Source organism: Yeosuana sp. (genome assembly GCF_057126245.1).
The window spans coordinates 72,621-85,082 of the sequence record NZ_DBNGMQ010000108.1 but is presented as its reverse complement, the minus strand read 5'-3'; the positions used below and the strand labels follow the sequence as shown (position 1 = coordinate 85,082).

The 12,462-nt window shown below is 30.7% G+C and carries 10 protein-coding genes; 4 read left to right on the top strand and 6 right to left on the bottom strand.

Annotated elements, in window-relative coordinates; all coding sequences use genetic code 11:
- Positions 1-34: 34 nt before the first annotated feature.
- The 5 genes from AC15TD_RS14685 to AC15TD_RS14665 form a co-directional block, all read right to left on the bottom strand.
- A complete protein-coding gene (locus AC15TD_RS14685) occupies positions 35-715 on the bottom strand; it encodes a type 1 glutamine amidotransferase domain-containing protein (protein WP_484452895.1) in 681 nt (226 codons plus the stop codon).
- Positions 716-848: 133 nt separating this feature from the next.
- Positions 849-1,424, bottom strand: a complete 576-nt coding sequence (locus AC15TD_RS14680) for a Crp/Fnr family transcriptional regulator (protein ID WP_484452894.1) — start codon at positions 1,422-1,424, stop codon at positions 849-851.
- Between the two features lie 151 nt (positions 1,425-1,575).
- A complete protein-coding gene (locus AC15TD_RS14675) occupies positions 1,576-2,088 on the bottom strand; it encodes a DUF4251 domain-containing protein (protein WP_484452893.1) in 513 nt (170 codons plus the stop codon).
- 168 nt (positions 2,089-2,256) lie between these two features.
- Positions 2,257-4,782 carry a TonB-dependent receptor gene (locus AC15TD_RS14670; RefSeq protein WP_484452892.1) on the bottom strand — a complete coding sequence of 842 codons (2,526 nt, stop codon included), beginning with the start codon at positions 4,780-4,782 and terminating at the stop codon, positions 2,257-2,259.
- A gap of 79 nt (positions 4,783-4,861) precedes the next feature.
- The gene (locus tag AC15TD_RS14665; protein WP_484452891.1) at positions 4,862-6,169 is read right to left on the bottom strand and encodes an MFS transporter; all 1,308 of its coding nucleotides are present in this window, start codon (positions 6,167-6,169) and stop codon (positions 4,862-4,864) included.
- 373 nt (positions 6,170-6,542) lie between these two features.
- Between AC15TD_RS14665 and AC15TD_RS14660 the strand changes: the two genes are divergently transcribed.
- Both AC15TD_RS14660 and AC15TD_RS14655 read left to right on the top strand, forming a co-directional pair.
- Positions 6,543-7,733 carry a pyridoxal phosphate-dependent aminotransferase gene (locus AC15TD_RS14660; RefSeq protein ID WP_484452890.1) on the top strand — a complete coding sequence of 397 codons (1,191 nt, stop codon included), beginning with the start codon at positions 6,543-6,545 and terminating at the stop codon, positions 7,731-7,733.
- Positions 7,733-8,845, top strand: coding sequence for an AEC family transporter (locus tag AC15TD_RS14655; protein ID WP_484452889.1), 1,113 nt, complete (start codon positions 7,733-7,735; stop codon positions 8,843-8,845). The genes AC15TD_RS14660 and AC15TD_RS14655 overlap by 1 nt, the downstream gene beginning before the upstream one ends.
- Positions 8,846-9,195: 350 nt before the next feature.
- Here AC15TD_RS14655 and AC15TD_RS14650 read toward each other — a convergent pair whose 3' ends face one another.
- A complete protein-coding gene (locus AC15TD_RS14650; RefSeq protein WP_484452888.1) occupies positions 9,196-9,825 on the bottom strand; it encodes a hypothetical protein in 630 nt (209 codons plus the stop codon).
- A gap of 290 nt (positions 9,826-10,115) precedes the next feature.
- On the opposite strand from AC15TD_RS14650, the gene AC15TD_RS14645 reads away from it, so the two are divergent.
- Positions 10,116-10,790, top strand: a complete 675-nt coding sequence (locus AC15TD_RS14645) for a TetR/AcrR family transcriptional regulator (RefSeq protein ID WP_484452887.1) — start codon at positions 10,116-10,118, stop codon at positions 10,788-10,790.
- A gap of 4 nt (positions 10,791-10,794) precedes the next feature.
- Positions 10,795-12,462, top strand: coding sequence for a peptidase domain-containing ABC transporter (locus tag AC15TD_RS14640; RefSeq protein ID WP_484452886.1), 1,668 nt, complete (start codon positions 10,795-10,797; stop codon positions 12,460-12,462).

Genomic DNA, 12,462 nt, shown 5'->3' with positions numbered 1-12,462 from the left:
TTATATGGTGTTAATAAGGGTTGTTTACTCATGATTATTTTAATTTTTTGATTAATAATTCGGCTACTTTTTCTGAAGATGCAGGATTTTGTCCAGTAATCAATAAGCCATCTTCAACTGCATAAGGCTGCCATTTTTCAATTTTAGAATACTGACCCCCATTTGCTTTTAACATGTCTTCTAATAAAAAAGGGACCACATTTGTTAATTGAACAGCAGCTTCCTCTTCATTCGTAAATCCGGTCACTTTTTTACCTTTTACTAAAGGTTCATAGCTCGTATTTTTTACATATTTAAGTACTGCTGGTGCATGACATACAAAAGCTACCGGTTTATGGTTGTTATAAAATGACTCGATTAAGCTAATTGATGTTTTATCCTCAACTAAATCCCATAACACACCGTGTCCACCTGGGTAAAAAACAGCATCATAGTCTTTCTGATTTACAGTTTCTAATTTGTGGGTATTTGCTAATTTGTCTTGTGTTACTTTATCTTTGTCAAACCTTACGGTGGCCGGCGTTGCAGCATCATCAGACGCACTATTTGGGTCTATTGGTGGCTGACCTCCTTTTGGAGAGGCTAAGGTAACAATATGCCCAGCATCGGTTAATGTATAATAGGGAGCGGCAAATTCTTCTATCCAAAACCCTGTTTTATGTCCTGTATTTCCTAAAGAATCGTTACTTGTCAATACAAATAATATATTTTTCATTATTTTATTTTTTGTTGTTAACAGATACTATCAAAAATATGATATTATCTTGTCATACGTTGTTCGTATGAATCATATCAAAAGTACAATACATAAAGGCCAATTAAATTGACCTACATCAATTAGTAAAATATTAACGTTTTAATTTGGAGCGTATCCTGCTTAAACTTTCTGCCGATACTCCTAAGTAGTTAGCAATGTCATAATCTGGTATTCTGTCTTCAATATTGGGATATGATTCGCAAAATTCCACATAGCGTTCCTTTGTATCTTTTTCTAATGAGGATAAAATACGTTTCCGTTGAGCAATAAAAGCATTGGTGGTAAGCAACCTAAAATACCGCTCGAAAATCGGACCTGTCTTAAAAAGCTGTTGTAGACTGTCGTAATGTATGGAGAGTAAGGTGGAGTGCTCAATAGTCTCAATATGTAATCGCGAAGGAATACCGTTAAAAAACGCATCAAAATCACCAATCCACCAGTTCTCAATAGCAAACTGTATAATATGACTGTGCCCTTTTTCGTCCAGATAGTAGGCTTTTAAACATCCTTTTAAAACAAAATACTCATGTTTAACCTGCGTGCCGGGTTGTAATAAAAATTTGCCTTTGTCAACAGATATAGAGTTTAAACATGATTGAAACAATTGTAAATCATGTTCTGTAAGATTTATGTATTGTTTTAAATGACTTATAATAGATGGATGCATATTACAAATATGATAAATATTTATAATATTTAGACCTTTAAACTATCAACTAATTTGGTTTGTATAACTTATTTTTAGTTATGACTGAACTGATAAAATGAAGGTTTTTGTAATATAGCGCTAAATTATATTTTTCTTTCAAAAAATAAATTCATTCTTTGCTTGCCAATACCTCTCCCGAATATCTTATGGAGTTTCGGGAGCTCCCATAAATGAGTATGTCCGCTTTTAAATTTGGATAAATTGTGATGGTTGTATTAAATTTTTCTGATTTGCTCGTCGCTTTAAATGTGATGGTATAGCTTTTATTTTTGTTCTTTAAAGCCTCGTAATTCTCGATTAGCCCTTCAAATTCAATGGCTGAGTCACGACCACTATAATCCACTTGCATTTGACGTTCACCATAATAGGGTAAATATGATGAAATACTATCTCCTGATATGGTCAAATAATTGTAATTACCAATCAAGTTGATGGCATTTGCGTTATTGCCAACACCTAATATTCCTGAATTAGCTATCTGTTGCATGGCCACTGTAACTTGCGGATATACCCATTCGGATTTAATACTAAATTCTGGTTTCTCCATAATCGAATCCAATGCCTTAATTTGTGATTCAGTTACAAAAGATTTGGATGATGAACAAGATAAGATCGTCACCATCAATATACCGATTATAACATAATTTGACTTCATTTTTTCTCAACCTCAGGTATTACAGCTTGCAAGCATATAAACTATAAATAATTTTATACTATTAAGATACAGAAAAACACCCATGAAGTCCAGGGTTTTTAAAACTTATTAATATAAAATAGAAAAGTGAATAAATTAAAATTCGCGCTTACCAAATTCACTATCAATAAATTTAGATTTGTTTTTAGCTTTGTTGAAGGTATATGATAGATTAAAAATTATCATATCCACTTCATATGCATAGTTTGTTGTGGTAAAAAACTCATTAGGTCTAGAGGTTGTAATGCGTTGTTCGTTGGTATTTAAAAGACCCATATCAATATGTTGCCATTGTAATGTAGCTACTAACTGATTATCTAAAAATGATTTTTTAAATGTTAAGTTGGGAGAATAGAATCTTGAATCTTCTCCCAAGGCCGTATTTCTATTAGAGAGATAATTAAACGTGAATTGCAGTGATGCATTATCCCAAAAATTATAGGTAGAATTTAAATTGACCGAATATATAGTAGATTTACTATCAATATCATAACTTCTTAAAATACCGTCTCTATGTCTAAAATTTAAAACGCCATCAATAGCATAGTTATAAATATTCACTCCAATAAAATTACTCCAGTTTTTAGTTGGTTTTATGTTAGCTGCAATTTCTAAACCAACAGCATTACTTTTCCCAACGTTAGAATATACACGATTAATAATACTATCTATAACGGCGCCATTAGGTTGATATGCTAAAGTATTTACTCGATTAATAACATTATTTACATGTCTGAAGTATGTCGTGGCATAAACCGAATTTCCTCCCTTTAGTTTTTTTGTAAAGCCCAATTCTATTAAATTAATAAATTCTGGACGTAATGTATTATCCCCTTGTTCGAATACTTCTGAATGTTCTCGTTCTGCAAAACTATTCATTTTAAAAGTTGTGGTACGCTCTACACGCTTGCTATAAGCCACTTTTAAGTTGGTTTTATCATTTAATGCATACTGAATAGATGCTGATGGAAATAACTTTACAAAATCGAAATTATAAACATTTGTATTTGTTTCGCTAGCCAGTTTTTCTTTGTAGGTTCTATTCATAGATTCTAAGCGAACACCTGCTGCATAATCCAATTTATTTTTTGAACCCGTTAATTGTGTATAGCCTGAGTAAATGATGCGTTTTAATTCAATATCACTAGAAAATTCTGGAACTAAATTACCATCTCGTTCATATACAAAATCACCTTCATGGTCTAATTTTCGATATTGAAAACCTGTTTCTAATGTTCCAAATGAAAAGGGTTTCCATGTATAATCTATATTAATTCGTGTTCCGTGTAGTGGATTATCATTGGTATTGAATTCTTGCTGATACATAATACTTTGGTCAGGAAAACCTCGGTTATCATTCTCTGTTGGACCACCTAAAAATGTGTACTCATATAAAACAGATGTTGATAATTTAGATTTGTCGTTAAAACTATGCGCATAATCAAAACTTCCTAAAGCAAAATCTCCTTTTCTAACTCTTAGGTTATGGTTGAAATAGATAAACTCATAGAGTCTATTTTCACTTCCATTTGGTAATACGGCGTAGTTATTATAAACAATATCTGCTAATCTATCTTTAGTTCGTTCTCCGGCAAAAAAACCAAATGAAAAGGTGTTATTATTATCAGGCACAAAATCCACGTTAAATCGGCCGTTATAACTTATTTCATCAAAACTACGTTCGCCATCAGATGGTAAAAACGTGGTTTTATTTTCGGCCTGGTTTAAAATAAACATATCACCTTCTCTCCTACCAGTTTTATCATTACGTTGATAGCTTGCACCTATAGAAATGTTCCATTTGTCAGTTAGCTTATTAACGGTAGCATCAATTCCATAACGCTGTGCTGCTACTTGGGTGTCGTAAGGCTCAATAGATGGTAAACCACCGCGCACATTTACCTGAGCAAAAGTTCCGCTTACAGCCCCCTTTTTAGTAATGACGTTTATAATCCCGCCTTTTCCTTCAGGATCGTATTTTGCTGATGGCGCCGTAATAATTTCGACCGTTTCTAATGCATTTGCAGGAAGTTGTGCTAAAATAGTGCTAACATCACCTTGTGTGGGTTTTCCATTTATTAAAACAGCAAAACCTTGACTACCACGAACACTTATTTCTCCTTGACCATCAACTGTAACCGATGGCAGATTTTTTATAACATCAACGGCATTGCCACCTTGACTATTTTGAAACTTAGTACTATCAAAAACCTGTCTATCAATCTTATTTATAATGGTTGAGCGTTCTGCTTTTATCAATACCTCATTAAGTTCACTTCCTAAAGCTAATTTAATGACGCCTAAATCTATTGACTCATTTCTTTCAGTTACCGTAATATCTTTAACTTTTTTGGATGTGTATCCCATAAATGAAGCTTCCAAATAATACAATCCTGTTTTGATATTTTCAATTAAAAAAGACCCATCATCATCTGTAATAACTCCTGTAACTAAACTATTGTCTTGTTGATTATAAAGAGCTGCTGTTGCATACTCTAACGGAGAACTATCTTGATTATCCATAATTTTTCCAGAAATCTGTGAGTATAAGTTACTAGATATTATAAGAGTTAAGAATACCAATAAACTATGATTTATATTCTTAATAATAGATACATTCATTTAGAAATAATTTTTGGTGATTTTGTTTATAAATCTGCAAATATATGTTAAAACCTAACACTTTTTAAAATAAAATAAATCATGTTAATTGAGAATTTTTTACTTTAATGGATGCAACTAATAAAAACAATAAAAAAGACAAATTAATATAACTTATATAATTGTAGGAGGATAATGATGTAAAGCAAAAACTGAATAAACTGGGAGCAATTGCGCTCGCAATTACCAAAAAACTCATCACTTTTCCGGTTATAGAACCCAAATATTTTCTTCCATAAAATCGAGGCCATGTTACAGCATTTATAACAGCGAATAATCCTGACATCACTCCGAGTCCACCTACCAGCATATACAGACCTGTAGTGGACGATAAAAGCATCAAACCTAAAGATGCTATAATCCCACAGGTAATCATGACGTACAAATAGATTTTATGATGTATGTAATCACTTAATATATTACATAGGGTTGATACAGAAATGGCTATAATGGATATAGGTAAAAAGATAGCTATAGCTTCGGTCTTTGTATAATCTTGACTTCCAAAAATAGATACAATATGAAAGGTAAGGCCTGTAGATAAAAAACTATGAAATGCCAATATAAGTCCGAACATCCAAAATGCTCTAGTTTGTTTGGCTTCGTATAAGGTGAAATCAATTTCTGCAGTTTCCATAGCAACGCTCCCCTCCTTTTTAACAAATCCGTCAGGATGTAAACCAAAGTCTTCAGGTTTATTTCGATACAATTGCAAAATACACATGCTAAAAATAAACAAACATATGGCTATGATTTGCCAACTCATTTCCCAACCATGATTGTCTATAAGTTTATTTATTATTACGGGTGCTATTGAAAAACCCAAGGATACGGTAATGCTACTTATAGAATTAATTTTTCCTCGATTTTTTTTGAACCATATCATTATCATATTCCTGGATGCCATAGTTAGCATGCCTTGACCGCTGAAACGAATAAAGAAAAATAATAGAGTAATAAGCACGAAAGGGATAATCCAAGAATTAAAAGATAATAGCGCTTGAATCCAGTCACTTATTTTAACAGAAACAGACATTAATACTAATGCAGTTCCTAACAGGATAGTTGCAAAAAACGCGGTATACCGTGCTCCGTAGGAATCAAACCAAACTCCTGCTTTTGACACAAAAAAAGCACTTAAAAGAGTGCCAAACATATAGGCATTACTAAATTGGTTTCTTGTTAATCCTAAAGCATCTTTTACAGGGTCTGTAAAAACAGAAATACCCATAGTTTGCCCCGGAATACTTGCTAAAACACCTATGCTTCCTATTAAAAGAATAACATAACCGTAAAAAAAAGGGAATTTATTCGGGTTTATGAAAGAATATTTACTGGGGATTGGCATTTTTATAATTAAAAAAGTAAATGTACTCGATTTATTGGAATTTATGTTTCTAATAGGTATATCTAAATTGTAATTTACTTTTTAAAGAAATATTAAATTTTAGAAAATAGTATGACATTATATCTAGTAAAAACCAACATTGTTATATGCATATTAAGGGGGAATAAAAAAGATGTCATATTTTTTAGTGAATGATTACTTTAAAAAATTTCAATTTAAAAGATTATCATTAAAAACGCAAAAAGATTTAATAATAGTTAGTTAAAATAAAATTTTAACTAAAATTATTGAAACATATACTGTAAATTAGGTGTTTTATTTTCTATATCAATGAATCTAAAATTAATTTCACTAACCATAAAAAATTGAAAAAATGAAACCAACACAAATTAGTAGACGAAATTGGTTAAAAAAAGGAGCATTAACTATGGCAGGTATTGCCGTAATGCCTCAGGATATTTGGGCAAAAACTGTTGAACAGGCACAGTTAGAAAATCGTACTTTTTTATTTAATACATCAAATTCATTTAATGAGTTTACACCGCCTATATTTGACGAACCTAAACTTAAAGCGATTTTAAGAGCCAACGAAAATCCATATGGGCCTCCACCATTGGCTGCTAAAGCGTTTCAAGATGAAGTATTTAGTGGAAATCGTTACGCTTGGCAAACTTTAACTAATTTAATTGAGATAATTTCAAAAAAAGAAAATGTAAAACCAGAGCAAATTATTATGGCTCCAGGATCTTCTGATGTTTTAGAGAAAGTAGCTATGGTGTTTTTTCAAAAAGGAGGCGATGTAATAAGTGCAGATCCTAGTTATATGTCGTTAATGAATGTCTCCCAATCAGTTGGTGGCGTATGGAAATCTTACAAGCTATTAAGTGATTCACAACACGATTTAGATGCTATGGAAGCTGGAATTGATGCAGATACCAAGTTGGTATATATATGTAATCCAAATAATCCAACAGGCTCTATTACCGATGCTAAAAAATTAAAAGATTTTTGCAGTAGAGTTTCAGAAAAAGTACCTGTATTTGTTGATGAAGCCTATATTGAGCTATCTGATAATGGTATTAAAGATAGTATGGTTAGTTTAGTAAGTGAAGGTAAAGATGTTATGATTGCACGTACGTTTTCTAAAATTCATGGTATGGCAGGATTGCGCATCGGGTATCTTCTTGGCAAAGAAGAAACACTAAAACGAATTAACGATGTTACTCGTGGTGGTATGGGAATAACAGGGCCTTCTATTATGGCAGCGACTACAAGTCTTAAAGGTGACGAATTTTTAACCATGGCTAAAACTAAAATAATAGAAGCTAGAAACTTCACAAAAGCTTATTTAGATGAGAAAGGCTATACTTCTTTACCTTCTCAAACTAACTTTATAATTTTTGAAATCCCAATGGAAGGAAACCCTTTTTTAGAAAAAATTTATAGTAAACAAGTCGCCGTTAGAGCTTTTAAATTTTGGGATAAAAACTGGTGCAGAGTGAGTATAGGAACCATGGAAGAAATGAAAATCTTTACGAATGCCATGGATGAAATTTTTGCTTAATGTCAGAAGGTTTTATTAAAGCTTTTTCGTTTGTTCTTTTTATTCTTATTGGTGTTTTGCTGAAGCTTAAATTTACCTCTAAAGATGAAGTTAACGGGCTAAAGAAGATTATATTACTTCTGGCACTACCAGCCACTATATTTATTGCTCTTTTAAAAATAAATGTAAATTTCAATTTATTTTTATTGCCATTATTGGCACTAGGGCTTAATTTCTTTTTGTTCTTTATTACACCAAGCCTATTGTTTGTTTTAGGCATAAAAGATAGGCCCACCATTAATACAGCAAAACTTTTAATTCCGTCACTGGCGCCTGGTTTATCATGTTTTCCTTTTATATTAGAATTTTTAGGAGAAGATTATTTAGCAAAAGCAGCTATGGCAGACCTTGGTAATAAATTCTTTGTGCTATTTATTTTGTATCTAATTGCAATTAAGTGGTATTTAAAAAATCAATCAATCGCCAAGCAACCAATGGGCTCTAAATTAAAATCGCTCGCAAAAGCAATGTTCTTCGAGCCGGTAAACGTGTTTATAATTATCGCTTTGATTCTTATTTCATTAGGAATACATAATAACAATCTGCCATTATTCCTTCAGGAAATATTAAATAGATTGAGTTATATTATGACGCCCTTAGTTCTTATATTTATTGGATTATCCGTTAAAATTGAAAAGAAACAGTTTATACAAATATTTTCAATGCTCATGCTTAGGGCTTCTTTAACTATTTTTATTATCGCGTGTTTGGTTTCAATCTTAAAAATTGGCGTTCAAAAAGATATTCTTTTCTATATTTCCTTCGGGCTTAGTGCTTGCAGTTTTTGGCCTTTTGCTCACATTAGTAATGTCGCTTCAAAAGAAATTGATGTCCCACAAAATAGAAAAACATTTAATATAGATTATGCTTTATCAATACTTGCATTATCACTTCCTTTATCTGTCCTACTTATTTTAAGTATTTTAACCGCTGGTAATACTTTTGGTAATATTAATAACCTTTTATTGCTGTCTCTGTTCTTATTTATCTTAGGAATTATGATTCCATTATACAAGTGGTCGAAAAAAGGAGCTCAAATTAAAGACAAATTTAAAAATGTTAAAGAGTCTTAGTATAAGTAAAATTGAAACTCGTTGTGTCTATTTAAGTAAATTTTAATACAAAGGCATTTCGATATCATAGATCTGATGAGTTATAATTACGATTTCTTAAAGGCTCAGTTCACGATATTTATAACTATAAAACATTAGGTGTTTTTGTTTACAGTTTTTTTATTAATTTATATCTATTCGTAGGCACAAAGTCAACCTACAAAAGTTATAGGAAAAGTAATTGATGTTACAACAGGAAGCTATAGTATTTTTCAGTCAGTTCCGTTAATAAAAAAAGAGCTTCGTTTTGCGAAGCTCTCTAATTATTTATAATATTTCTGCTATTATATAATTATTGAAATATCAATTACCTACTGCATTGAAGGAATACTAATTGCATTAAGTTTAATATCTTTTGTAGCTACATACATATCACCTTCCTTTTCAAGTCTCAGCATACTCATAACCGATTTGGCACGACAGGCTAAAGTTAAATTAGGTATTAATGGATCATCATTAAAAAAGAAAGATGTCAATTCGTATTCTGGCTTACCGGGTTCTTTAACAACACGATGTATTTGTTTTAATTCTTTAGAGCGTAAAAATTTACCAGGCATAAACGTATAAAATGTATAGTGACCGTCTTCATCAGTTTTTATCCAAGCTCTATGGTGTACATAGCGTTTACTAGAGCTATCTCTTTTCATATCGAATTTGCCTTTCTCATCAGGCTGATAGATATAAAGAATCACATCTTTCGCAGGCGTTTCTCCATCACTTTGATAAATAGTACCAGAAATCCTTAATTTATTAGGTTTACTATCAAAATCTGCGATAGTATCTATGTTGTTTAAATGTTGTTCTGAATAATCATAAACAGGACTGCGCTTCTTGTAGTCAATTGGAGCTGCATCTAAATTAGCTACATAATCTTGAGCAACAAGTGCATTAAAAGAACTTAAGAAGTACAAGAAACAGATTAGGGAGATTAAATTTTTCATCAATATGTTTTTTAATAATATTCAAAACTAAATAATTTATTCAGTAGCATATAATAAATCATATGAACTATAAATATTCTCGTTAAAATGATTTTTTTTCTTTAAATAGATACTTTTTAACGTTTATTAACAACAACATTAAAATATGTTTTATTTTTATTGAATTAAGGTTTTAAACAGTATTAACTTTTAGCTATAAAGTTTTTTTATAAAATAATTTAAAATAATAATAGTTATATTAACAAAATTAATAGCTTTACTATTATATTTGCGATTATAAATAATTAATTATGGATAAACTGTTCGCCAATATAAAAATTTCAATTCCTGAAATTATATATATTAAAGACCCGGAAACATCAAATCTTGGAAAAAAAATTATAGAGCATAGTATTCTTTTAATCGATGAATTAGGCTTTGATTGCTTTACTTTTAAAAAGCTAGGTAATAAAATTGGGTCTAATGAAAGTTCAATTTATAGATATTTTGAAAGTAAACACAAACTACTGCTCTATCTAACATCTTGGTACTGGGCATGGATAGAATATCAGTTAGTTTTTGAAACTGTAAACCTACCAGACCATCATTTAAGACTAATAAAGGGGATAGAAGTTATCACCAGAACTATTAAAGAAGATTCTAATTACACTCATATTAATGAGCTAGTATTAAATAGAATAATAATTAACGAAAGTTCAAAATCATTTTTAACAAAAGAAGTAGATCAAGAAAATAAAGACGGATATTTTATTATTTACAAACGTTTGGTGCATCGCTTAAAAGACATGATTCAAGCGGTTAATGAAAATTATAAATTCTCATTGAGCTTAGCAACAACCATTATTGAAGGTAGTTTGCATCAACACTTTTTAAAAGAACACTTCACTTCTATTACAGATTGCAAAGAAGGCTTAACTCCGAAAGATTATTTTATTGACTTAACCCAAAACACTTTAAATTTATAAAAACATGATAAAACCTAGTATGTCTCCGTGGAAACGTTTTATAGGGTTATTACAACTTGAAAAACGAGATATTTTACAAATATTTTATTATGCCATTTTTTCTGGTGTTGTGGCTTTATCTTTACCGCTTGGTATTCAGGCTATTATTAACTTAATACAAGGAGCGCAAATATCAACATCTTGGGTAGTTTTGGTTGTATTAGTAACACTTGGTGTTGCCTTCTCTGGTGCTTTACAGCTCATGCAATTACGGATTATTGAAACTATACAACAGCGTATTTTTACAAGGGCTTCTTTTGAGTTAAGCTATCGGTTCCCTAAAATAAAAATGATGGAGTTACGAAATTATTATCCGCCTGAATTAGCGAATCGTTTTTTTGATACCTTAACCATTCAAAAAGGATTATCTAAAATCTTAATAGATGTTCCCACTGCCATTTTGCAAATATTATTTGCACTTATATTACTTTCATTTTACCATCCATTTTTTATCATTTTTGGTATTCTTTTATTAGGATTAATTTTCATTGTATTTAAGTTTACTGCTAAAAAAGGTTTAGAAACAAGCTTACAAGAATCTAAAAACAAATATAAAGTAGCTCATTGGATTCAAGAAATTGCCAGAACTGTAGTGAGTTTTAAGCTATCTGGAAACACCAATTTAGCAATTACTAAAAATGATACATTAGTTAGTGATTATCTTGTTTCTAGAGAAAATCATTTTAAAATTTTGGTGATTCAGTTTATACAAATGATAAGTTTTAAGGTAATAGTAACTGCAAGTTTATTGTTAATTGGTGGGGCTTTAGTATTAAATCAGGAAATGAATATCGGGCAATTTGTGGCAGCTGAAATTGTGATTATACTTGTTATTGCTTCTGTTGAAAAACTAATTATTGGCTTAGAATCATTTTATGATGTCTTAACCTCAATTGAAAAATTAGGTCAAATTGTAGATAAAGATTTAGAAGATCAAGATGCTGAAAAACCTGCTTTTAAAGATACTTTAACTATTGAATTAAATAAGGTTACGTATCGCGTACCAAACAGAGATACTCCTATTATAAATAATGTTTCGTTAAATATAAATTCTAAAAGCAGAATTTTAATTTTAGGAGAAAGTGGCTCTGGAAAATCTTCTTTATTGCGTCTTATAGCTGGCATAAATCAAGTAACATCAGGACATATTTATATAAATAATTTATCAATAAACAGTTTAAATCTAAATCAGTACAGAGCACAATTAGGATTATCATTAACAGAGGAAACACCTTTTGAAGGTTCTATAAAGGAAAATTTAACTTTTGGAAATGTCGCTATTACAGATGATGCTATTTTTGAGATTTTAGAAAAAGTGGGGCTTATGGACTTTATAAAAGAACAACCAAAAGGGCTTCAAACAATATTATACCCAGATGGAAAACAAATGTCTCATACGGTTTCTAAAAAAATAATATTAGCAAGAGCGATACTTAAACAGCCAAAAGTTATCATATTAGAAGATGCATTGGATAGATTTAATACAGAAGAAACAAATGCTATAATTGATTATTTAACCCATAAAGACAGACCATGGGCAGTAATTGTAGTAAGTGGTAGTGATAGCTGGAGAACTAATTGTACTCAAATAATACAATTGGATAAAGGTGAAATAAAAAACATAAAATTTTAA